The sequence below is a fragment of the Enterococcus saigonensis genome, assembly GCF_011397115.1.
GTDB lineage: Bacteria > Bacillota > Bacilli > Lactobacillales > Enterococcaceae > Enterococcus_C > Enterococcus_C saigonensis.
This window is the reverse complement of the sequence record NZ_AP022822.1, coordinates 1,202,812-1,226,317: the sequence shown is the minus strand read 5'-3', so window position 1 is coordinate 1,226,317 and position 23,506 is coordinate 1,202,812. Positions and strand designations below refer to the sequence as shown.

The 23,506-nt window shown below is 35.8% G+C and carries 28 protein-coding genes; 8 read left to right on the top strand and 20 right to left on the bottom strand.

Translation table 11 applies throughout. The annotated features are described in order from the left end of the window. The first annotated feature begins 130 nt into the window (after nt 1–130). The 3 genes from EsVE80_RS05765 to EsVE80_RS05755 all read left to right on the top strand — a co-directional run bounded on the left by EsVE80_RS05765 (nt 131) and on the right by EsVE80_RS05755 (nt 2,239). Nucleotides 131–394: a hypothetical protein gene (locus EsVE80_RS05765; protein WP_010753425.1), complete on the top strand. Its 264-nt coding sequence runs from the start codon at nt 131–133 to the stop codon at nt 392–394. 266 nt (nt 395–660) lie between these two features. Continuing rightward, nucleotides 661–1,797: a replication initiation factor domain-containing protein gene (locus tag EsVE80_RS05760; protein ID WP_232061288.1), complete on the top strand. Its 1,137-nt coding sequence runs from the start codon at nt 661–663 to the stop codon at nt 1,795–1,797. 64 nt (nt 1,798–1,861) lie between these two features. Next, entirely contained in the window at nt 1,862–2,239 is a 378-nt protein-coding gene (locus EsVE80_RS05755) for a hypothetical protein (protein WP_173102859.1), read from the top strand. Nucleotides 2,240–2,328: 89 nt separating this feature from the next. On the opposite strand, the gene EsVE80_RS05750 is transcribed toward EsVE80_RS05755, so the two are convergent. After that, nucleotides 2,329–3,057 (bottom strand): LytR/AlgR family response regulator transcription factor, encoded by a 729-nt coding sequence (locus EsVE80_RS05750; RefSeq protein ID WP_173102858.1) that lies wholly within the window; start codon nt 3,055–3,057, stop codon nt 2,329–2,331. Between the two features lie 6 nt (nt 3,058–3,063). Next, entirely contained in the window at nt 3,064–4,347 is a 1,284-nt protein-coding gene (locus EsVE80_RS05745; protein WP_173102857.1) for a sensor histidine kinase, read from the bottom strand. 151 nt (nt 4,348–4,498) lie between these two features. Between EsVE80_RS05745 and EsVE80_RS05740 the strand changes: the two genes are divergently transcribed. From EsVE80_RS05740 to EsVE80_RS05725, 4 genes are all read left to right on the top strand, one after another. Then, nucleotides 4,499–4,729, top strand: a complete 231-nt coding sequence (locus tag EsVE80_RS05740) for a hypothetical protein (protein WP_173102856.1) — start codon at nt 4,499–4,501, stop codon at nt 4,727–4,729. 82 nt (nt 4,730–4,811) lie between these two features. Further along, entirely contained in the window at nt 4,812–5,018 is a 207-nt protein-coding gene (locus EsVE80_RS05735; protein ID WP_173102855.1) for a hypothetical protein, read from the top strand. 434 nt (nt 5,019–5,452) lie between these two features. Continuing rightward, entirely contained in the window at nt 5,453–6,157 is a 705-nt protein-coding gene (locus tag EsVE80_RS05730; RefSeq protein WP_173102854.1) for a hypothetical protein, read from the top strand. Nucleotides 6,158–7,179: 1,022 nt separating this feature from the next. Then, nucleotides 7,180–7,467, top strand: a complete 288-nt coding sequence (locus EsVE80_RS05725; protein ID WP_173102853.1) for a hypothetical protein — start codon at nt 7,180–7,182, stop codon at nt 7,465–7,467. A 76-nt stretch (nt 7,468–7,543) separates the two neighbouring features. Here the strand turns inward: EsVE80_RS05725 and EsVE80_RS05720 are convergent, their stop codons facing one another. The 15 genes from EsVE80_RS05720 to fabT form a co-directional block, all read right to left on the bottom strand. Further along, nucleotides 7,544–8,278 (bottom strand): amino acid ABC transporter ATP-binding protein, encoded by a 735-nt coding sequence (locus tag EsVE80_RS05720; RefSeq protein WP_173102852.1) that lies wholly within the window; start codon nt 8,276–8,278, stop codon nt 7,544–7,546. Between the two features lie 23 nt (nt 8,279–8,301). Next, on the bottom strand, nt 8,302–8,991 hold the full coding sequence (locus EsVE80_RS05715; protein WP_173102851.1) for an amino acid ABC transporter permease: 690 nt from the start codon (nt 8,989–8,991) through the stop codon (nt 8,302–8,304). A gap of 15 nt (nt 8,992–9,006) precedes the next feature. Continuing rightward, nucleotides 9,007–9,816, bottom strand: a complete 810-nt coding sequence (locus EsVE80_RS05710; protein WP_173102850.1) for a transporter substrate-binding domain-containing protein — start codon at nt 9,814–9,816, stop codon at nt 9,007–9,009. 335 nt (nt 9,817–10,151) lie between these two features. Beyond that, on the bottom strand, nt 10,152–10,718 hold the full coding sequence (locus EsVE80_RS05705) for an NUDIX hydrolase (RefSeq protein ID WP_173102849.1): 567 nt from the start codon (nt 10,716–10,718) through the stop codon (nt 10,152–10,154). A 126-nt stretch (nt 10,719–10,844) separates the two neighbouring features. Next, nucleotides 10,845–11,627: an acetyl-CoA carboxylase carboxyl transferase subunit alpha gene (locus EsVE80_RS05700; protein WP_173102848.1), complete on the bottom strand. Its 783-nt coding sequence runs from the start codon at nt 11,625–11,627 to the stop codon at nt 10,845–10,847. Continuing rightward, a complete protein-coding gene (gene accD / locus EsVE80_RS05695) occupies nt 11,624–12,490 on the bottom strand; it encodes an acetyl-CoA carboxylase, carboxyltransferase subunit beta (RefSeq protein WP_173102847.1) in 867 nt (288 codons plus the stop codon). Before accD ends, EsVE80_RS05700 begins: the two co-directional genes overlap by 4 nt. 11 nt (nt 12,491–12,501) lie before the next feature. Then, nucleotides 12,502–13,866, bottom strand: a complete 1,365-nt coding sequence (locus EsVE80_RS05690; RefSeq protein ID WP_173102846.1) for an acetyl-CoA carboxylase biotin carboxylase subunit — start codon at nt 13,864–13,866, stop codon at nt 12,502–12,504. A gap of 8 nt (nt 13,867–13,874) precedes the next feature. Further along, the gene (gene fabZ, locus EsVE80_RS05685) at nt 13,875–14,303 is read right to left on the bottom strand and encodes a 3-hydroxyacyl-ACP dehydratase FabZ (RefSeq protein WP_173102845.1); all 429 of its coding nucleotides are present in this window, start codon (nt 14,301–14,303) and stop codon (nt 13,875–13,877) included. A gap of 2 nt (nt 14,304–14,305) precedes the next feature. After that, complete coding sequence (gene accB, locus EsVE80_RS05680; RefSeq protein WP_173102844.1) at nt 14,306–14,800, bottom strand: acetyl-CoA carboxylase biotin carboxyl carrier protein; 495 nt, start codon at nt 14,798–14,800, stop codon at nt 14,306–14,308. 5 nt (nt 14,801–14,805) lie between these two features. Beyond that, on the bottom strand, nt 14,806–16,041 hold the full coding sequence (fabF, locus tag EsVE80_RS05675; RefSeq protein WP_173102843.1) for a beta-ketoacyl-ACP synthase II: 1,236 nt from the start codon (nt 16,039–16,041) through the stop codon (nt 14,806–14,808). 45 nt (nt 16,042–16,086) lie between these two features. Then, a complete protein-coding gene (gene fabG, locus EsVE80_RS05670) occupies nt 16,087–16,824 on the bottom strand; it encodes a 3-oxoacyl-[acyl-carrier-protein] reductase (protein ID WP_173102842.1) in 738 nt (245 codons plus the stop codon). Nucleotides 16,825–16,845: 21 nt separating this feature from the next. Next, nucleotides 16,846–17,781 carry an ACP S-malonyltransferase gene (fabD, locus tag EsVE80_RS05665; RefSeq protein WP_173102841.1) on the bottom strand — a complete coding sequence of 312 codons (936 nt, stop codon included), beginning with the start codon at nt 17,779–17,781 and terminating at the stop codon, nt 16,846–16,848. 159 nt (nt 17,782–17,940) lie between these two features. Then, nucleotides 17,941–18,168 carry an acyl carrier protein gene (locus EsVE80_RS05660; RefSeq protein WP_016172185.1) on the bottom strand — a complete coding sequence of 76 codons (228 nt, stop codon included), beginning with the start codon at nt 18,166–18,168 and terminating at the stop codon, nt 17,941–17,943. Between the two features lie 58 nt (nt 18,169–18,226). Further along, nucleotides 18,227–19,195: a beta-ketoacyl-ACP synthase III gene (locus EsVE80_RS05655; RefSeq protein ID WP_173104131.1), complete on the bottom strand. Its 969-nt coding sequence runs from the start codon at nt 19,193–19,195 to the stop codon at nt 18,227–18,229. An 8-nt stretch (nt 19,196–19,203) separates the two neighbouring features. Then, nucleotides 19,204–19,644 carry a fatty acid biosynthesis transcriptional regulator FabT gene (fabT, locus tag EsVE80_RS05650; protein WP_173102840.1) on the bottom strand — a complete coding sequence of 147 codons (441 nt, stop codon included), beginning with the start codon at nt 19,642–19,644 and terminating at the stop codon, nt 19,204–19,206. A 229-nt stretch (nt 19,645–19,873) separates the two neighbouring features. Here fabT and EsVE80_RS05645 point away from each other — a divergent pair, with 229 nt between their 5' ends. Continuing rightward, nucleotides 19,874–20,932, top strand: a complete 1,059-nt coding sequence (locus EsVE80_RS05645) for an NAD(P)H-dependent flavin oxidoreductase (RefSeq protein WP_173102839.1) — start codon at nt 19,874–19,876, stop codon at nt 20,930–20,932. 52 nt (nt 20,933–20,984) lie between these two features. Here the strand turns inward: EsVE80_RS05645 and EsVE80_RS05640 are convergent, their stop codons facing one another. The 3 genes from EsVE80_RS05640 to EsVE80_RS05630 all read right to left on the bottom strand — a co-directional run bounded on the left by EsVE80_RS05640 (nt 20,985) and on the right by EsVE80_RS05630 (nt 23,505). Continuing rightward, nucleotides 20,985–21,215: a YkuJ family protein gene (locus tag EsVE80_RS05640; RefSeq protein ID WP_071864753.1), complete on the bottom strand. Its 231-nt coding sequence runs from the start codon at nt 21,213–21,215 to the stop codon at nt 20,985–20,987. Nucleotides 21,216–21,315: 100 nt separating this feature from the next. Next, entirely contained in the window at nt 21,316–22,179 is an 864-nt protein-coding gene (locus tag EsVE80_RS05635) for an NAD(P)-dependent oxidoreductase (RefSeq protein ID WP_173102838.1), read from the bottom strand. 93 nt (nt 22,180–22,272) lie between these two features. Continuing rightward, nucleotides 22,273–23,505 (bottom strand): glycosyltransferase family 4 protein, encoded by a 1,233-nt coding sequence (locus tag EsVE80_RS05630; RefSeq protein ID WP_173102837.1) that lies wholly within the window; start codon nt 23,503–23,505, stop codon nt 22,273–22,275. Nucleotide 23,506: the final 1 nt, after the last annotated feature.

Sequence of the window (23,506 nt, the reverse complement as noted above, 5' to 3'; positions counted from 1 at the left end):
GTATTTCAAGTAAACTTTTAAAATATACTTGACATCTATTTTAGATCGCGGTAGAGTGTACGAAAAGATACTATTTTATTTATTTATAGTTCTTTTAGTTTTAAAAAGAAAATGTAAGGAGGTGAAAAGAATGTCGGTATTGGAACAAGCGCTCCTGGATTGGCAAAAAGATCAGACCAATCAATTCTTTGCCCTGTTAGAAACTCGCTTGGAAGAAACACAGACCCAGCAGGATATCGTCAAACAAAAATATTGTGCGGCGCATTTTGATGTGAGTGTTAATACATTGAAAGAATGGGTTCTTCAGGGCTGTCCAGAAATTCGATTGGACTCAGGTATGGTTTTATACAGCATTCAGGCGGTGAGAAGATGGTTATTAACCTATCAAAACTAAACAAAGGTGTGGGGCCAAGGAAAGGAGCCGGTGTCGGGTTGGGGTGGTTGCCGCAGCCGTTGCCTCGTCTGCGATGGCTGAAAGCCAATCGGCAGGCGAGGCTTACGGACGCGTGGAACGCACAGGTCTTTTGCGAACACCAGATACCGGCTTAAGATAAGGTGCCTTTCTAATAGCACCTTATAAAGAGAAAAATAATAGCTAATAACTACCGGAAAAATGCAAAAAAAGCCGATACTACCAAGCTTTTTCACAACAAAAATAATTTGCGAACAAGCGCAAATTTTAAAGGAGGTGACCAAATGACCAAAAGTACCCAGAATGTGCTAGGAAAAGTAGACTGGTTTCAAGCCGTCTTGCATCAAGTCAGTTATCAGACGGTCTTTCAAGACTTATTAAAAATCAGTTTAGAATCCGTCTCGATTCAAGCAGGCAGTTTAAAACATGAAGAATACGATATTGTGTACACCTGTGGTTTTCTCAAATACTACACCTATCATCAGCCAGAAAAGGCCAAAGAACGCGGAACCCTTGTCTTAAGCGGGCAAGCCTGTACCACCTATGAATGGATCTTGCTTTCGTATAACCCCAAGGCGAATGTCTTTCAAGAACTCGCCACCCGTTTTTACGAGCATGCTAGTCAAACCGCCTTCACCTTTGAAATCAAGCGGCTAGATTTAGCCTTAGATGATTACAATGAAGTGCCCTACTTCACGGTAGAACAACTCCACAATAAGTTGAAACGGAAGCAATTCCTTTCAAAAGGACGAAGCTATCAACTCCATGACAGCGAGTTTGATGCCAAACAACGGGCAAAAACGGTTAGTATCGGCGTTCGAGGATCGGCTTGTATGTTTCGGGCCTACGACAAAGCCAAAGAAATGGCCAAAGATTTTGATGGAGTGAAACAAGAGGAAATTCTGGCTCGGGCTCCCCAAATTCGGTTGGAAGTCGAAACACGAAATGACGTGGCAGATAGTCTCTTTCGAACCATTGCTTTTTTACCGCAAGATCAATGTATCGCAAACTTAATTCGAGGATTTCTACAAACGGAACTTACCTTTTACACCGACGGCTCCTTAAAGCAGGTCTGTCGTTGGTGGCAGGACTACCTAAAACCAAGTCTAGTTCCCACTATCACCCGGCAATATCAAGTGAGTAGCTTTGACCGTTCCTTGAACTGGTATGAATACGGTGGACCCATGGCATTAACTCAGGCACTCTTTTTCTTGCATCATGAGGGTGTCGGGATTGACCCAAGTTTGTTAGAGATTCGACCCAATTATGAATGGACCCCCGAACTTTCTGATCGCATGATTCAATACGTCAGCGAGCAACAACGTCCCGATTTGATTCCGCTTATTCAAGAACGCACCAAAAAAGCGTCCATCACTTCCCAATAAGTAAACGAACGCTCTGTTAAAAAATTTTCTAAAACAAGTATAGCAAAGAAAGGAAGAATATACGATGCCAAAAATGTTAAGTATCAATGATTTTGATTTCGGTGCCATTGGCCCAACCTTTGAACTAGATGAGGTCACTCCGAAATTTGCGACCGAAACCCGAACTGATGAAAATGGTCAGGTCATTCTAGATCGCGAAAACAAACCAAGAAACTTCTATACCGATGAGATTATAGGGTACAAATATTCGGTGACCATCCTAGAGGGAGAATTCCGTAAAAAAGCAACGCAAGTCACCGTCAACAACTTAGATCATCCGATTGACAATGACGAGATTATGAAGCGTGAGAGTGTCAAATGCCGGTTTGAGAATCTTCAACCAAGCATGGCAGGACATCCAATGTATTACAAGGCGGATAAGATTGTTTTGTTAGGAAAGTAGAAAAAAATATAGGGAGCCATTAACATTTGCTCCCTATATTTTTATGCAGTCGTTGAGTTGAATCCAATAATTATGGTCATTCGTAATTATCATAAAATCTGTTTCAGTTTTTTTAATTGCCCACGACTGATTGGGCAGATTAAGTTATTTGGCATTGTTAATAACCGCCTTTTTTCATCCATCTCCAAAATATTATCCGTATTAACAACACAAGTTTTGTGAACACGCCAAAACTGATCTCCGTGTTTCTCCATATCTTTTAGGTTTCCATAGAATTCTAGTCTACCAGTTTTCGATTGAAGATAGAGGCGATGAGGTTCTCCTGTTGTTTCAAAGAAAAGTACATCATCATTCTTGAAGATTTTTTTTGAACTTCCTATTGAGATACTTAATCGCTCTTTCTTTTCTAGATTCAAAGAGTCTCTTTTTAAAATAGTAGTCAGAACAGTATCTATATTGCCAGATAAGTCTATGCCTTCGCATTTAGAGATGAAGTCGAGAGCTTCTACTTTGTACTTAAATGTTAGGGGAGCCATCTCCTCGTGAGCTGTAATAAAAATAATTTTTCCTAATGAGTCTATCTCCCTAATTTTTTCAGCAAGTTCAATACCGTTCATGTAAGAGTCTAAATCTATATCTAGAAAATAGATAAAGTTTGTGCCCAAATTGCTAATAATATGGGAAATAATTTCCTCAGGAGAATTTGTAGATAAAATAACCTTCATTGGAAAATCTTCAATCATGATTAGATTAGTAATGATTTTTGTTATTTGATTGAGCTGGATTTTATCATCTTCACAAATAAGTATGTCATACATAACTGGCTATCCCCTCTCAGGCAAAACAATCAATTCTTGGGTGAATTTGTTTTCAGAAATATTTGTTTCAAGCAAAAAGGGTCTATTTCTTAGAAGAGCCTTCACATTAGAAAGGCCTAGTCCACGATTTTTACCTTTTGTTGAAAATCCTTCTTCTTCTAGAAGTGAAATTGATTGGATAATAGAGGAGTCGCAATCATTTTGAATTATGATATGAATCGTATCTTCTATTTTAAAAAAAGCGACGGATAATGATCCGTATCCTAAATCTTTTAGAGCTTCAATAGAGTTGTCCAAAAAAATACCTAATATCCTAACTAGTGATGCTACATTTTTATTACTAATATGAATTGAATCCAAAACTTCTAGAGTAACTTCTATTCCTTGGATATTTGCGAGTTGAAGTTTAGTGTAGACAATGCTTTTAATAGGTAAATTATCAATATTCGCTAATGATGTTAATTGCCTATCCAAAGAGTTGATTGATCTAGCTTGAATCCCTACATGTTTACTATAGTAATCTTTTAATCCAGGAAAATTATCTTCGGCAATAAATGCATTTATGCTGAGTAGTAGATTACTTTGATCATGTCTAAATTTCCGTATTTCCAAAGAATGTTGTTCTAATTGATTTATATAAGCACGATCGAGTTCAAGTTGAATTTGATCATCAACTAATCTTTTTCTTTTTCGATCATTTAACCAATTGAGCGTAAGTAGAATGGTTAGAGTGATAAAAAAGGCAATAAAAATACCTGTTAAGGACCGATTGTTTAACCAATTATCGTTGAAAGTATATGTTACATCAAAAACAAAAATAGGATAGAGCGTATAGGCAAAGAGTATGATAGAAAACACCATCATAACAGGAGTCAAAATTTGGTTAATAGATTCAAGTCTTATAAGTAGTTTCCTTAATAAAATTGCTACTACACACGATAATAGTGCTGGTAGCAAGAGCAGCATTACTGGAGAAAGATCGATTGAATTCTTCAGAATGAACAGTGAACTAAGAGAAAGAATGATGGTAGTACTAAATTGTTGTAATGGTTCTATAATGAAGGATTTAGTAACAGCTTGTGGAATGGTCTTTTCAGAATAATAAAATGAACCAAAATTGATTAAAATAAATGCTATTTGTCTTACTAGAACACTGTAGTCTCCTAGAAAGAAAATTGTGAGACCGTAAAAGAACGAAGTAGCAATAATATCTGGTATTGTACGTTTTTTCTTTAAACAAAAAATTGTAAGGAGCGAAATAGCGTAGTTCCCAATGTAAAAAAAATCCATGATTAATCACACCTTTCAAGAAAGTATTTCAGCTGCCTTTTCTATTATAGTAGAGCAAAGTGCTTACCGTTCATGAATTAGAAAGAGCCATTCGTGAACAATCTAATTCCTTAGACTATTTTTGTGGTATATATGAATGGGGGTGATAATGATGTCAAAAAAAATTATTAGGTTATTTATGATAGCAGCACTTTTAGTTCCTTATATCCCAACGAGAACTACTCAAGTTGATGTTGGAAATCAACCATACCAAGTCAATCCTTATTCTGCATATAAAGTATTCGAATTTGATACAGTGCCTCCAAAGACATATAGAGGATTAACTCGTATTCGGTATAGTTATGATTCTGGTCGAAAATTATATATTGGATATTATTATTAGGGAGTTCTTGAATAATATTTTTTCTTAAGGTTCTTTTTTAGCTTTATCAATAGATTGTTTCTATAAGGGAGAATCGTTGGTTATGAAAAAAATTGGAATCATTGTTGTAAATTTATTTTTTCTTATATTATTACTTTTTTTAATTGGAATAACAATAAAAAAATATTTGATGGAAGGGGGAATTACATTATTTGTGGTCTCTTCAGTTCTTGTAGCTGTAGGATTGTTTTTTAACTGGGTTGTCTTTAACAAATATGTTGTTACGAAAGGAAAAGGTGAGAAAAAATGAAAAAAGCTGTTCCATACGAGTAATTTTGAAATAAAAATAGTAGAATGACTGATATTAAAATAATATTTGTGGAATACATTTGGCGGGTAGATGTACGTTTACTTCGATCTTGAGAGAATGAATAGAATGGAAAGGAAACTATCATGCGAAAATATTTTAATTTCAACATATTAATAATGTCTATAACTTTGAACGTTTTAATTCCATATTTTCAAAAGTTTAATTTCCATTATCTTTCAACAAGTACAACACTAGGATTCCCATTCAAATTTGTAACTGTCAGAAAAATATTAAAAGGAGATAGTTTATTTAATTCATTTGATATTGATTTAGGACGATTCATATTATCAATTCTTACCAGCTATATCATACTTTTTTTAATTTTTGATTTCTTGCCTCTCAAATTCAAATCAAAGAAAGGAAGTTAATAAGATATGAAAAAGAATTTTATCGTTTCAATAATGTGTCTAATTGGGTTAACATTCTCTTTAGGATCCGTTAGAAATGCTAGTGCTGCTGAATTGAATGCTGTTAATTATACGGCAGAAGATATTTTGGCTGCTCAGCAAGAGATTCAAGAAACATTAAACACGTATTCTTTAGAAAAGGGAAACGTAGTAATTTTTGATAGTCTAAAATTCGATATTAATCAAACCAAAATAGTTACTAAAAACGAACTGGAGAATGAAAAACAAGCAGTAATCAAATCATTGAAACAACAGGTAGATTCGACGACCATAGAACTTTCTAAGGAAGAAAACTCAAGTGGATTGATACAACCAATGGATATTGCAAAAGATGGAAGTACCTATGTAGCAAAAGTTAATTGTGCAATCCCAGCTATTGGTTGGGGTCACATTAATCAAGACTTCTCTGCAAAAATAAGTAGTTCAAAAGTAAATCAGCTCAGCCTACTTGGGGGCTCTTATAAGAGTGGTATTACATTGTCATCATGGTCAGGAATACGTTCTTGGACAACGATATCAACAAATAAAAAGTATATTCAAGTTCGTATGAAAGGAACATTAAGTTATATCTTTAAAGGATCCAATATTGATGCAGTACAAACCTATCTTGCAACAGGTAAAACTAGTGGAAATTCGTTAGTTTCTGCTTTATACACTGAATGGCCAGGTTGAAAAAAATAGCCATGATAAATGGTTGATTTTAAATTGGAAGAAATGGAAAAAAATAATAATGGTTCTATGATACTTGGTACCATTACTTTTAAATAAGAAATGGTACCAAATATTTTTTTATTAAATCCTATCAGCACTAGAGTTAAGTAAAGTCATGCCATAAAATGACTAAAAATTAGTTTGCACCTCTTTTAACAATACCTTGTAAATATAAATACAGTTCCGAATCTTTTTCCGAAATGATACTTATTATTACTGGAATTATTAGTTTTTTGAGATGCCATAACCGACTCTGCATCTTTAAAAAGGATTTAGTTTCAGTCCTTTCATATGTGCCCCACTTTTTTATTTTCATGAACCTAAACTATTATCTAAACTAATCAGCTTTAGCATTGTGAAAACACCGATAGAGCAAGGTTTTATGAGGATTGCTACTAACACAGAAGCTTCCCAAGCTTCCGTCGCGAGTTCGATTCTCGTCACCCGCTTCAATTACGGCTCTACAAACCTTATTAAAACAGGATTTGTAGAGCTTTTTTTATTTTTTTGCCACGAAAATGCCACGGAATTTCTTGTTTTTAGTCTCTGTTAGATTTTTTACCTACTTTATTTTCTAGAAAAAAGGATTAGTTTACAAATTAAATATAAAAAGAAAAAATCATCAAAGTGTTTACAACTTTTCTAGCGCTTTTTTTAATGGCTTTGGCGCAATAATATTATTTCAGACCACGCATCTATTATTCTAGGTTGTATATTGCGAACACTATTTCCCATCTAATCTTAAAATAGGCTTTCCATTGACGTATTTACACACCAAATCTACAAGAAACAAATAACAACACATACTATTACATGTGGGATACTCGGTTGAATTTCGTATAAATCAATATTGAAATGAACTTGTTTTGTAGCGTGAACCTTAACGCGGTCAAAAAACCAAACTTATGCTAAAATTGGTGAAAGCGATATTTTATCTTAACTACTGCTTTTCTTAATTTAATTTCATAAAGGAGTTTATTATTATGGAAATCTTTGGAAATCAAGTAGCATTTTTGGAAGATTACAAACGAATTGTTAAGACACAAGATATGAGCGATGAAATGATTATTGAAAAAGTGGCAGAAGCGTTACCAACTGCACCTAATTTTCAAATTATCGCAACAAGTGATGAAACAAAATTAGGACAACGGATTTGTTTTCCATTTAAGCAAGAAATTTGTTCTACTGACCCTGACGGTATTGTTACGACACGCTATATCTATATCGGTTCGCCTTTTGAATTAGCTACAAAAACTGACGAACAACCTTAAAACACAAAACAAGGTAACTCTAAAGTAAATTACCTGCTGCTTTTAGCAATTTACTTTAGATGTTACCTTGTTTTTATTAAGATAAAACTTTTGATAAGAAACTAACTGTCCGTTCATTTTTTGGATTGTCAAAAATCGCTGCAGGTGTCCCTTCTTCTCTAATAATCCCCTCATCCATAAATAATACGCGGTTACCTACTTCTTTAGCGAAGCCCATTTCATGGGTTACAATCACCATGGTCATCCCTTCTTTTGCTAAATCTTGCATTACTTGCAAGACCTCACCAACCATTTCAGGATCTAAAGCAGAGGTTGGTTCATCAAAAAGCATAACTTCTGGTTGCATAGCTAACGCTCTAGCAATAGCTATCCGTTGCTTTTGCCCACCTGATAATGACTGAGGATAAGCTGCCGCTTTATCAGCCAAGCCCACTTTTTTTAATAACTCTTGTGCAATTACTTCGGCTTCAGCACTGGACATATTTTTGACCTTACGCGGCGCTAATGTAATATTGTCCAAAACCTTCATATTAGGGAATAAATTGAAATTTTGAAAAACCATCCCCATTCTTTCTCGCATTTGATACAAATCGTTTTTTGGGTCAGTAATATTTTGATTTTCAAAAAAAATATTACCTTTTGTAGGTGTTTCTAACAAATTCAAACAGCGTAAAAAAGTACTCTTTCCTGAACCTGATGGTCCAATAATCACTACTACTTCCCCTTTTTGAATTTGTGTATCGATTCCTTTTAAAACTGCATTATTTTTGAAAGACTTGTGCAAGTCTTTCACATCGATTAAAACAGACATATTACCCCTCTTTTAAAATCCACTTAACGACTATAGCCCATCCCCATTTTTTGTTCCCACCAAGCTAAAAGTCGCCCCGTTGAAAAAGTTATAACAAAATAAATAGCAGCTGCTACAAAATACGGTTCCAGCGGAATATAAGAATTTGTAATAACAATTTGAGCGGTATTCATCAACTCATAAATACCAATTGTAGAAAGTAATGATGAATCTTTCATCAAAATAATAAACTCATTGCCCATTGGCGGTAAAATATTACGCAATGCTTGAGGAAAGATAACATAACGCATTGCCTGCATTGGTTTTAACCCTAGCGAGCTAGCCGCCTCACTTTGACCAATGTCAACCGATTGAATGCCTCCACGCACAATTTCAGCGACATAAGCTCCCGAATTTAAAGAAATGACGATAATGCCCGGAATCAAACGGGTAAAATCCAATTTTAAAATACCAATAGCAATTGTTGGAGCAGAAAAAGTTCCTTGTAACAAGACAAACCCAATCATAATTTGAATTAACATTGGCGTACAGCGAAATATTTCAATATAAATATTTGCCAACCATTTCAATGGCGTAACGGAGCTAAGTTTGGCTAATGCCATTAAAATTCCAATTAAAGTTCCAATAATGATGGTTACCACAGAAATAATCAAAGTGATAACAGTTCCATATAAGAAATATGGATAATATTCAGCTAAAAAAGAAAAATCCATTTTTACTCTCCATTTTTATTTTTTGGTTGTTTTATTTGCGATAGCAGTATTTTCTTTGACGTATTTTTCTATTTCTCCAGAATCCATTAATTCTTGAATAATTTTATTAATTTCTTTTTTTAAGTTTTGACTGCCTTTTTGCATCGCAATCGCATAAGCCTCATCATCACTAGATTTTAGATCAATCGTTGCAAACTGTAATTCTGGATTTTGGGCAATATAAGAAGCGCCCACAGTTTCTTCAACAACTAATGCATCAATAGAACCTTGTTTTACTTCTAAAATCAAATTGGGAACTTTCGCTACAGAAACAATTTGCGGATCTTTCATTTGATTTTTTACAACGTCTTCTTGAATAGAACCTTTTTGTGCGCCAATTTTTTTACCTTTTAAACTAGCAATAGAATTATAGTTTGCTGCATTTTTTTTATTAATAACAACTTTTTGAGGAGGATTGTAATAATTAGTCGAAAAATCAAAGGATTTTTGGCGCGTAGGCGTGGCAGAGATGCCCGCAATACCTAAATCAACTTTTCCTTCTTTTAAGGTAGCTAAAACAGCATTGAATTCCATATCTTCAATTTTTAATTTCACACCTAATTTATCAGCAATCGCTTGTGCTAAATCTATATCCGCTCCCACAATTTTATCTTCGCCAGCAACTAATGTATGAAATTCAAATGGCGCAAACTCAGCTGAAGTCCCCACTTTCAATACGCCACTTGCTTTAATTCCGGCTAATTTGTCTTCTTCTTTTTTACTACCACAGGCTGTTAACAAAAAACAGGCCCCCACAATCGCTAAACTTGTCAAAATTTTTTTCATCCAATCGCTCCTTTTAAATATATATTCATTTTAAACTAATATGGTGATAATATATACATACTAGCACAAGGTCTTTTTAAATGCACGCTTTTTCTGAATCTTTTCACTAAAGATACATATATTACTTTATCAAGCTTTTATTTGTGTCTAATATTTTTTAAAGAAATTGCATCACTGAGATTATCCAATCTCAGATATACATTTTTTATACAAAAAAGGATTTAGAACAAATTTTTGTTCTAAATCCTTTTTATGACAAGAGTATCCATGATTTTTAATTTACCAAAATTTCAAAAAATAAATTGACTAACCTTATTTTTCTGAGTAAAGCGAAGTTAGTTTTTAAACTTTTGTGCCTTATTCATTAATTTACGATAATATGGTTGCATCGCAATTTCTGCAACTTCTTGCTCTAAACTAGCAGCGTTAATCCACCTGACATCGCTATTTTCATCAGGTTTAATTTGCAGGTTTTGATTTTCCGGTGCCTCAAAAAGATAGGTAGTATTGATATGGTAGTGTGCTTTGACAAATTCTCCATTCTTATAATGCGCTGGTACAGGTAAAATATCAAAAGAAAATAACGTTTTGGTAACTTCATGATAGTTTGTAATTCCCGTTTCTTCCACCAATTCTTTTTTCGCAACTTGCAACAAATTATCCATGCCATCTGCATGTCCACCCGTCCAAGCATAAGATTGATAAATATTATGAAAAACCATTAACGTCTTAGTATAATTAGGGTTGACAACCCAAGCAGAAGATGAAAAATGGTACTCTTTATTTTCTCGCGTCAATAAATTTTTTTGATATTGAATTTTCTCTAAAAATAGTTTTTTATCGGTAACTTCTTGCGGTGTAATCGGCTGATATGCTGTTATGGCTGCAATAATTTCTTTCATATTCTTCCCCTCTTACTAGCTTAATACTTTTTTGATTCTATCATATTTTTTATATAACAAAAATCATCTTTATTTTTACCACAAAAAAACTTATCATTCATTGTTGTAACGAATGATAAGTTCTTATTAGAATTTACGGAAACGCTCATAACGTTCTGTTAGTAAAGTTGTCGTATCTTTTTTTGATAATAGTGCTAATTTTTCAGCAATTTCTTTTTGCATATATTGAATAATAACTTCATGTGACAGCATTTTTCCATCTTTTGTTTCAGGAATTACTTTTTCAATTACTTTTAAGTCATATAATTCTTGTGCTGTAATTTTCATTAATCCAGCTGCTTCGTGAGCACGACTACCATCTTTCCACAAGATAGAAGCAAAACCTTCAGGAGACAAAATAGCATAAATGGAATGTTCCATCATCCACACTTCATCACCGACAGCCAATGCTAAAGCACCACCACTACCACCTTCACCGATGATAATTGCAATAATTGGAACCTGCAGATCAGACATTTCCATTAGGTTTTTGGCAATTGCTTCACCTTCGCCTCTTTCTTCAGCCCCAATGCCGCAATATGCACCAGCAGTATTAATAAATGTAATTACAGGACGTCTAAATTTTTCCGCCTGTCTCATTAATCGTAACGCCTTCCGGTAACCTTCAGGATGGGGTGAACCGAAATTCGTTTTTAAATTTTCTTGTAAATCTCGTCCTTTTTGGATTCCAATGACCGTAACTGGTTTCTTATCCAATGTCGCAATGCCACCAACGACCGCTTCATCATCAGCAAATAATCGATCTCCGTGAAATCCTTCATAGTCGTCAAAAATCAAATCAAAAAATTCCAAAGCAGTCAGCCGCTCTTTTCCCCGCGCCAACTGCACAATTTCGTGAGCCGCGGTCATTTTGCCAGCCACCCTTCTGTCGTGTGTAATTGTAGCAAATGTTCTATTTTAACTTTTAACTCGGTGCGCGGCACAATTTGATCAACAAACCCATGTTCTAACAAAAATTCTGCTTTTTGGAAATTTTCTGGCAATTCTTGTTTAATCGTCTGTTCAATCACCCGGCGCCCGGCAAAACCAATTAGACTTTGTGGTTCTGCCAGGATAATATCTCCTTGCATGGCAAAACTTGCCGTGACACCACCAGTTGTGGGATCAGTTAAGACGGTTAAGTAAAATAAACCAGCATTACTATGGCGTTTTACCGCTGCAGAGATTTTTGCCATTTGCATTAATGAAAAAATACCTTCTTGCATTCTAGCTCCTCCAGAAGCTGTGAAAATCACTACGGGCAAATTTTTCTGAAGTGCTTTTTCAAATAGACGGGTAATTTTTTCACCAACTATGCTCCCCATACTTCCCATAATAAAATGCGGATCCATAATTCCCAAAGCGAAAGGTAGCTTGTTAATTGTTGCTTCACCGGTCAATACTGCTTCGTGTAGTCCAGTTTTTTCTTGTGTTTGCTTGATCTTTTCCTTATAACGGGGAAAATTTAGTGGGTCATTAGTAAATATATCAGTGTCCCATTCATCAAAACTTTTTTCATCAATGGTAATAGCAATTCTTTCCCACGCACTAATTCTAAAATTATAACCACAATAAGGACAAATTTTTTCTGCGCCAATATCTTTTGTATAAAGCATGTGTTTACAGTTCGGACACTTAGCCCACAAATTATCTGGAACTTGTGGTTTTTGACTTGGTGCCTGTGTGCGGTTGGGATTAATCCGAATGTATTTTTTCTTTTTGAATAAAGCCAAATAAATCCCTCCTAAGCCTCAGGTGTCCAATCCGGTAAAAAGACAGTTTGTAAAAAGGCAGTATCGTAATCACCGGCAATTACATTAGGATGTGAAATTAAATCCATTTGAAATTCAGAATTAGTTGTCACACCATCTGTGACCAACTCACCTAGTGCCCGTTGCATTTTCATTAATGCTTCAAAACGTGTCTGGCCGTGAACAATAACTTTTGCAATCATAGAATCATAATATGGCGGAATTGTATAGCCTGAATACATCCCGCTTTCAACGCGTAGCCCTAATCCTCCACTTGGTAAAAATAAATTATGGATTGTACCTGGTGCAGGAGCGAAATTAAAAGCCGGATTTTCTGCGTTAATTCGACATTCAATGGCATGCCCACTGATTTTTATATCATTTTGTTTTAAAGTTATCTCTTCACCGACAGCAATTTCCAGTTGTTTTTTTACAAGGTCAATACCTGTGATCATTTCAGTGATAGGGTGTTCTACTTGAATTCGAGTATTCATTTCCATGAAATAAAAAGAGCCACTTTCATCCATTAAAAATTCAATTGTACCCGCGTTACGATAGTTCACAGCTTTTGCTGCCCGCACTGCTGCCGCTCCTAGTTCAGCTCGCTTTTGTTCAGAAATTACAACTGATGGCGCTTCTTCTAAAACTTTTTGATTATTACGTTGCAAGGAACAGTCCCGCTCGCCCAAATGAATGATATTACCATAATTATCCCCTAAAATTTGAACTTCAATATGACGAGCAGGATAAACAATCTTTTCTAAATACATGGCATCATTGCCAAAAGCTGCTTTTGCTTCTTGTTGTGCAGATTTAAAGTGTTGTGGCAATTCATCTTGGGATAGTACTTTGCGAATTCCCTTACCTCCACCACCTGCAGCAGCTTTTAGCATTACTGGATAACCAATTTCTTCAGCCAAAGTTAGTGCTTCATTGACAGTAGCCAATGCACCTTGGCTGCCTGGAATAACAGGAACATCTGCTTTTATCATAAGTTGTCGTGCATTAATTTTATTTCCCATCGCATCAATCGTTTCACTCTTAGGTCCAATAAATGTAATATTGCACTCTTCACACATTGCAGCGAAGCGACTATTTTCTGACAAGAATCCAAAACCTGGATGAATCGCCTCTGCTTTTGTAACAATCGCAGCGCTTAAAATCTGTTGCACATTCAAATAAGAATCACTGGCCTTCGCAGGGCCAATGCAAATTGCTTCATCGGCCATTTCGGCATGCAAAGCATTTTTATCCGCCTCAGAATAAACTGCAACTGTTTGAATCCCCAATTCGCGACACGCACGAATGACACGTACCGCGATTTCGCCACGATTTGCAATTAAAACTTTTGAAAACATACATTCACCTATCCAATCATAAAGGTTAATTCTGCTTCTGCAGCTTTTTTTCCATCAACATAAGCAATACCTTTGCCGATTCCAGCTGAAGCTTTAACTTTTAAGATTTCAACTTCCAACATTACTGTATCCCCTGGTACGACTTTACGACGAAACTTCGCTTTATCAATACCACCAAAATATGCTATTTTTCCTTTAAAGTCTGGTAAAGAAAGTAATGCAACTGCTCCTGCTTGTGCCAAAGCTTCAATAATTAATACGCCTGGCATAACGGGTTCTTGTGGGAAATGCCCTTGGAAGAAAGGTTCATTGACAGTCACATTTTTCTTCGCAATAACCTTTTTTCCAGCTTCTAATTCTTCTATCCGATCAATTAATAAGAATGGATAACGATGGGGAATAATTTCTTTGATTTCTTCAATTGTCATCACAGACATGATTAACCTTCTTTCACAATAAACAATGGTTGATTAAATTCCACAACTTGTTCATTTTCCACTAAAATTTGAACAATTTCGCCAGCAACGTCGCTAACAATTTCATTCATAACTTTCATCGCTTCAATAATACAAAGAACTTCCCCTTTTTCTACACGATCCCCAACTTTTTTAAAAGCAGGCTGATCTGGACCACTCTGTAAATAACATACACCTACTAGCGGTGAAACAATTTCAGTACCTTCACTTTTCATATCTTCAGAAGGCGATACTGGCGTTATAGTTGAAGCATCGAAAGATTCATTGTCCCAACCCAAATTTGCTGGGTGTGGTGTCAATACTTTTTGTGTAGAAACTTCGGCTGTAGAAACATTCTGACCTCGTACTTGGTGATTTTTATTAAAATATAATTCAAAACTATTATCTTTCAAATCAAATTCTGTCAATGTAGATTGATCAAATTGCGTTAATAAGTCCTTAATTTCACTAATATTCACTTAAACTACGCCTCCCAACGCTTTAGACAAATCACCGCATTGTGACCACCAAAACCTAATGAGTTACTCATAGCATATTTTAAATCTGCTTTGATCGCTTTATTGACAACAACATTTAAATCAATTGCCGGATCTTGTTTGGTAATATTAATGGTTGGTGGAATAAACTGATGTTGTAAAGCTAAAATTGAAGCAATCGCTTCTACACCACCAGCAGCACCTAATAGATGTCCTGTCATTGACTTTGTACTGCTCACATAGACATCTTTGTAGAATTCACCTAACCCGTATTGAATAGCTTTGGCTTCAGCTACGTCATTAGCAGGAGTACTTGTGCCGTGCGCATTGATGTAATTTACTTCGTTTGGTTTAATACCTGCTTCTTTCATCGCAAGTTTCATTGCTTTTCCTGCACCAGATCCATCTGGGTTAGGAGCTGTCATATGATATGCATCACAATTTGCACCATAACCCACAACTTCTGCTAAAATATTTGCGCCCCGGGCTTGTGCATGGTCTAACGATTCAACAACAACCACACCGCCACCTTCGCCCATTACAAAGCCACTGCGATTTTCATCAAAAGGAACAGAAGCTTTATTGCAATCTGTTTCATTTGTCAAAGCTGTTAAAGAAGCAAACCCAGAAATTCCGATTTCATTAATTGAGGCTTCCGCACCACCTGCTAAAATAACATCGGCGTAACCATGTTTAATGTTACGAAAAGCCTCTCCAATCGAATGTGTTCCAGAAGCACAGGCAGTTACGGTACTTGTACAAATTCCTTTAGCACCCACTTTTAACGCAATATTTCCTGCTACCATATTAACAATTGACATGGGGACAAACATCGGTGATACCCGTTTTGCACCTTTATCATGCATCCGAATAACTTGATCTTGAATTGTTTGTAAACCACCTATCCCTGAACTTACCATCACACCGAAGCGATCCACGTCCATTTGTTCAGTCTCTAAACCAGACATTGCCATAGCTTCTAAAGCTGCATAAATACCAAACAAAGAAAATTTATCCATGCGTTTCGCATCTTTTTTGATAAAATACTTATCGAATGGAAAATCTTTTACTTCTGCTGCAACGGTGATACCCGTTTCACTCGCATCAAACTGAGTGATTTCTCCAATCCCATTTTTACCTTCTTTTAGACTATTAAAAAATGTTTGAGCATCGTTACCAATTGGTGAAGCAACACCATAACCTGTAATGACTACGCGATTCATATTGTCCTCCTTGTTAAACCTGTTTTTTCAAATGAATATCTCTGTCTAAGCATGCATGACCAAACCACCATCAACATTAATAACTTGTCCAGTGATATAGGGGCTTTTGGCTAGAAATACTGCTGCTTGAGCAATATCTGCTACAGTACCAAATTTTTGCATCGGAATATTTTGCGTAACTTGTTCTTTAACTTTATCAGAAAGAATTTCTGTCATATCTGTAGTAATAAATCCTGGTGCAATTGCATTGCAGGTAATTCCTCTAGGTGCAACTTCTCTAGCAACAGATTTGGTAAAACCAATCATTCCCGCTTTGCTTGCAGCATAGTTGGCTTGTCCGACATTGCCGATTAAACCAGAAACAGAAGACATATTAATAATTGCACCGCAGCGTTTTTTCAGCATTTTTTTCAAGACCAACTGTGTCATATTGAAAGTCCCGCTTAAATTCGTCTTCATCACGCTCTCAAAATCTTCTGCTGACATTCGCAATAATAATTTATCATTGGTAATCCCAGCGTTATTAATTAAAATATCAATTGTTCCAAACTGCTCTTCAACTTCCGTTAATAAATTTTTAGCTGCTGTGTAATCGCTGATATCACCAGCAATGCCCATACAAGAGACATCATTTTCTTTAATTGTTTCGATTAATTTTGCAGGTACTGGACGCCGGCCATTTAAAATTATGTTGGCCCCTTCTTTAGCAAAAGCCTCCGCAATGCCCCAGCCAATTCCTCTAGTACTACCCGTAATTAAGACATTTTTCCCTTTAAGTTCCATCTCTTCCTCCAAAAAGGCGAATTATTTATTCGCCAAGAATGCAATTGTTTCATTAAGTGTTTTGCTATCTTCCACGCGTGTTGTTGCAATTGTTTTGTCTATTTTCTTTATAAAACCACTCAAAACTTTTCCTGGACCAATTTCTACCATTTGAGTAATCTCTAATTCTTTTAATGTAGCTATACTTTCATAGAAATGAACAGGTGACATCACTTGTTGTTCTAAAAGCGATTTAATTTCATTTTGTGGCATTATATTTGCTGTTGTATTGCTAATGACCGGTATTATTGGTGTAGAAAAATCAATTTTTGCTAATTCTTCACCTAGTTTTTCAGCTGCTGTCTCTAATAAAGCCGTATGAAAAGGTCCGCTAACATTTAAAGGAATTAGACGTTTCGCTCCTGCTTCAGTTAATAATTCGCAAGCTTTGTCAACAGCCGCAACCTCTCCGCCAATTACGATTTGCTGAGGTGTATTATAATTAGCTGGCGCAACAATCCCAACTGCACTTGCTTTTTGGCAACACTGTTCAATTAACTCGCTTGATGTATTCATGACTGCTACCATTTTTCCACTTCCAGCAGGCGCTGCATTTGCCATAAAATAACCACGTTTTGCAACTAAAGCGACTGCGGTTTCAAAATCAATTGCCCCACTTGCAACTAAAGCAGAATATTCTCCTAAGCTCAAACCGCAAACTGCATCAGCTACCAAACCTTTCGCCGACAATAAACGCCAAAAAGCAACGCTAACTGTCAAAATTGCAGGTTGTGTGTATTCTGTTTGATTCAATTTCTCTTTATTTGCTTCATCAAAACACAACGCTGCCATATCATAGCCCAATACTTCACTAGCTTGGTCAAAAGTTTCCACTACAATTTTTTCACTCGTATATAATTCTTTCCCCATACCAGTATATTGCGCTCCTTGACCGCTAAATAAAAAAGCTGTTTTCATGCATTGTCCTCCGTCTTTTCATTTCAAGTCGTCATCTTAAAACAGTTTATTCTGAATTTTAATAAGTTTTCTATCTCATTTGCTTAGCTTTTCTTATAATGAAAGAAAAATTTTCTTTCATTATAAGAAAAGCCAGACTATTGCCCAGCTTAAGAATAATTATTCAGCTTTTTGTGCTTCAACGTATTTTACAAGATCGGCAACTGTTGTAATGCCTTCTTCTGTTTCAATTTTTACATCAAATTCATCTTCGATCTCATTAATAATTTGGAATAAATCCAAGCTATCTGCTTCTAAGTCTTCTTGAATATTTGTTGTTAATTGAATTTCGTCTTTTTCTTTACCTAATTCTTCCGCTACGATTTCTTGAATTTTTTCAAATACCATGTTTATTTCCCCCAATTGAATGAATTATTTTTACATTTATTTATATTGCAAACAGGTTTTACAGCGTTACTTGCATGACACCCCAAGTCAAACCGCCGCCAAATCCTGAAAACACCAAGTTTTGTGTGCCGTCTAGACGAACAATCCCCGCCGCAACGACTTCATCTAAGAGAAGTGGAATACTTGCTCCAGACGTATTACCATATCTATCCATATTTTGCAAAAAACGCTCCCGTGGTACTTTCAATTTTTTAGCTACTTTATCTAAAATACGTGAATTCGCTTGATGTAAAAGATAAAAATCAATTTTGTCTTTGTCTTCTTCTAGCAAATTATCAATTGCTCTTACGACATCGCGTGTTGCAAAATCAAATATTTCGCGACCCTCCATTTGCAAATAAGGAGAAATTTGTCCTTTTGGATCCGCAAAAGGACTACTATTATTCACATAGCCAGAAGTTAAAGATGCACCTCTAGTACCATCAGCTTGTAACTTTTCTTTTTTAATCATTGGAACGTCGCTTACTTCAAGTAAAACCCCTGCAGCTCCATCACCAAATAAAACTGCCGTTGTACGATCTTGCCAGTCGAGGCTTTTAGAAAGGACTTCGCCACCAATGACTAAACCTTTTTGCGCAGTAGTTTGGATCAATTTCTCTGCTACCGATAATGCATAAACAAAACCAGAGCATGCCGCCGATAAATCAAAGGCTAACGCATTATTAGCGCATATCGCCCCTTGTACCATACATGCTACAGAGGGTGTGGCAAAATCAGGCGTCATGGTTGCCACAATAATAAAATCTATTTCATTAGCAGTAACATTACTCTTTGAGAGTAGTTTTTTAGCAACACCAATACATAAATCAGAGGTATCTTCTGTTGTAACCATACGACGTTCTAAAATACCTGTTCGGCTTTTGATCCATTCATCAGAAGTGTCCATAATTTTTGCTAAGTCATTATTTTTGATAATTTGTGACGGAACAAAACTAGCCGTAGCTGTAATTTTCCCATATTTTTTCATCTTCACACTCACTTATACTCCTGTAAAAAATCATGTAGATTTTTTAAAGCCTTTAATAAAGTCGCTTCTTCATCACTGTCCATGCCACTTAAAACGCGTTTAATCATTTGGCGATGAAAGTATTGGTGCACCCGAAATAACAATTTCCCTTTTTTTGTCAAGCCGAGTTTGACAACTCGTCGATCATCTTCACTACGAATCCGTTCGACATATCCCTTTTTAACTAATCGGTTGATGGCTGTTGTTAAGGTTCCCACAGTGATGGAAAGTTCTTTTGCCACTTCTGAAGTAGTCTTTTTTTTATACATGCCAATAGCTTCAATCGTGTGCATTTCCGTAATACTTAAATCGTTGAATTGGGATTTTTGTAACTCCGATTCTTCAATTGTTAAAATATCATTGAAAACACTAACGAGATAATCATTGACTGTTTCAAGATCTTTATCCACACTTTCACCATCCAAATTAGTTTGATTGTCAAATCATTTGACTATCAAAATATATTATATACTTTTTGAAATTGCAATACTTTTTTAGATTTTTTTTACTTTTCTAAAATAACAATTAACAATTTCTCAGTTTATTCCTTATATTCTAGAATTTGATTGACAAGGTTCTACTAGGAAGCTAATATTTAATTTAGTTTGAAAATCAAAGTATTTTATTAAGGAGAAGAATATGAAATTAACTCCAGTTGCAATTGGCGACCTAAGTTTAGAAATTCCAATTATTCAAGGAGGAATGGGGATTGGTGTTAGCCTCTCTCGCTTAGCAGGTAGTGTAGCAAAAAATGGCGGAATGGGGATTATCTCTTGTGCTCAGATTGGATTTAATCACCCTCTTTTTGAACGTTCCCCTTATAAAGCCAACATGAAAGCCATTGAAGAACAATATAAGGTAGCAAAAAGTATCGCCAAAGACGGTATCGTTGGTTTTAATATCATGTGTGCAACATTTAAATACGAAAAATATGTAAAACGTTGCGTTGAAGTTGGCGCTGATGTCATTATTTCTGGCGCCGGTTTACCAATTCACTTACCCGAATTGGTAGCTGGTTCAAAAACTAAAATTGCGCCAATTGTCTCTTCTGAAAAGGCAGCAAAAGTCCTCCTACGAACTTGGGCGAAACGGTACAATCGCACTGCGGATTTTTTAGTGATTGAAGGACCTGAAGCTGGCGGACATTTGGGATTTAAATACGATGGTATAGAGACGGCCATTGAGAAAATGGATAATGAAGTAAAAAAGATTGTAGCTGTCACAAAAGAATATAGTGAAAAGTTCAAATGTGAAATCCCGGTCTTTTTTGCTGGCGGTGTTTACGATCGTTCTGATATTGACCATTATCTTAGTTTAGGTTGTGCCGGGGTCCAAATGGCGACAAGATTTGTCGTAACAGAAGAATGTGATGCTCCAAAAGCTTATAAAGAACGCTACTTAAATGCGCGAAAAGAAGATATTAAAATTATTAAAAGTCCTGTTGGTATGCCTGGACGAGCGATTGAAAATGAATTTACTGAAACCATTAAAACCAAACAAATTCCAATTGAAAAATGTCGTAGCTGTTTATCATTTGATCATTGTGATAGAAAGACTATTCCCTACTGCATTACAGAAATGCTATTAAACAGCGTTACCAAAAATCCTGATTGTGGTTTAGTTTTTGCTGGCAGTAACGTTTTTAAAATTAATGAAATGACAACTGTTCCGAACTTGATGAAGGAATTGAGTGAATAAAACGCTATAAAAAAACACGAGAGTAAATTACTCTCGTGTTTTTTTATGCCAATTATTGAATTAAATCATAGATTTCCATCGCCACGATATCAATATTGTCGAATTGATAATGTTGTTGGGTGTCTGTCTCGGTCAATTCAAATGTTTCAGTTGATTTATCGTAAGTCACGGTACATTTTTCAACGCCCTCTTTTTCAAAACGGCGGACTTGAATTTCATTATCGGTTGCTTCAGTCATCGCTTCTAGCCGTCTGATAATGGCAACTAATTGTGAACTTGTCATGGGGAAAGCCTCCTTTTTCTCAACTTCTGTTATATTGTATCAAAAGCGTTGGCAGCTTGCATTGGTTTTTACAAAAAAATCATATTTTTTTGTAAAAACCTTAGTTTCCCCACCACAGCTTAATTAAAGCTTGCGTACCATCGTTCTCATAACCCTTTTCAGCTAATAATTCGTATAAACGCGTTGCTTCTTTAGTTGCTGGCAAATCAAGCTTCATTTTTTCTGCTTCATTTAATGCAATCTTCAAATCTTTAATAAAATGTTTCACAAAAAAACCAGGTGTGTAGTCTTTTTTTAAAATTCGTGGCGCATAATTAGATAACGACCAATTTGCGGCGCTACCACCGCCAACAGTCTCAATAACTTTTGCTAAATCTAATCCTGCAGCTTCACCATATACTAACATTTCTGTCATACCCGTCATTGTTCCGGCAATCATAATTTGATTAGCCATCTTAGTATGCTGTCCTTTACCAGGACCACCATGTAGTGCATAGGTCTTCCCAATCGTTTGAAAAAGTGGCAACACTTTTTCGTAAGCTTCCTTCCCACCGCCTACCATAATGGTCAGCGTGGCATTTTTCGCTCCTAAATCACCACCAGAAACTGGAGCATCTAGTGCTTGTGCTTCTTTTTCAAGTGCAGTCTTGGCAATTTTTTCTGCCAAAGAAGGTGTACTTGTCGTCATATCAACTAAAATTTTTCCCTTTACATCAGCTGAGAAAATTCCATTTTCACCATAGTAAATTTCTTCTACATCTTTTGGATAGCCCACGATTGAAAATACTACATCCGCACTTTCTGCAACAGCTTGCGGCGTGTCTTTCCAAATAGCGCCTTGTTCTACAATCCTGTTTGCCTTACTTTTTGTTCGATTATAAACATAAGCTTCATTACCCGCATTCATTAAATGTGACACCATAGAATGTCCCATAACACCAATACCGATAAAACCAATTTTCATTTTTACCATCCTCTCTACGTAAGAAACACGTAAAAAAATCACAACTTTAGTATAAGCTAAAGTTGTGATTTTTTCTTGCATTCTGTCTATAAATTAATTAGAAGTGCGTTTAAATGAGTATAATTTCACCTTGATCTTTTTCATAGCAGGTTCTGTTTCTTTTTCTAAAGATAAATTAGCATAATAAGCAATCATATCGTGATAAAAATCTAACATCGCTTCGCCGAAATGCGTCGCTGAAATTTCATATAATTTGGCAGAAAGTTTTTTAGGGTCTACCTGTAAGCCTGTATGAATATATTGAACTAAAGTTGTCGCAAAATCATCATCTGACGCAAAAGTTACACCAAAAGAAGGATCGTCAATCAAATTATTTAAATAATCATTTCCTTCCACCACTAACGGTGTCCCTGCAGCCATTGCTTCTGTATACGTAAGACCCTGTGTCTCAGAGGTAGACGCACTGACAAAATAATCTGCAGCATGATAATATAGTGCTACCTCATCATTTGGAACCTCCCCCACAAAGTGAACCCAATCATTTAAAGAAAGATTGTCGACAAGTTCTTTTAAATTAGCAGTATAAGGACCTTTACCAACAATTACTAAACGAACTTGAGCTAACTCTTCAACAATAGCTGATAGCCCGTGAATAATAGCTTGAATATTTTTTTCATAAGAAATTCGACTTAAAGACAACAGCATGATTTCATCATCAGAAATACCTAATTCTTGTCGTAATTCTTTTTTCATCGCGGTTGTTATATCTGGTCGCTCAAATTTTTCCAATTCAATCCCAGTTGGAATTACCCGCATTGGCGAAGTTACCCCATAACCTCTTAAAGTGTCAATCACGCGTTCACTTGGGCACACGACTCCTGTTGTATGATTGGCGAATAAACGAGAAAAATATTTCACATGAGATTGTCGTACCACTTTCCCCTTAGCAATATAATGTAGATAGTCTTCATACATGGTGTGATACGTATGGATTACAGGTATTTTTAGTTTTTTTCCTACCATTTTTCCTAATAGTCCAGCACCAAATTCAGTATGAGTATGAATCAAATCTAATTCCAACTCTTTGGCAATTAAATAGGCATACCACATTCCTCTAACAACAATTCGGCGATCTTTAAATGAGACAAAAGGAACGCTGGGCATTCGAATAATATCTTCTTCAATACCGGTGGCATTTGGATCTGTTGTCGTGAAAATATAAACTTCATGTCCCTTTTTTTCTAACTCCGTCTTTAAAGTTTTAATCGATGTTGCGACCCCGCTGACTTGCGGGAAATAAGTATCTGTAAAAAACCCGATTTTCACA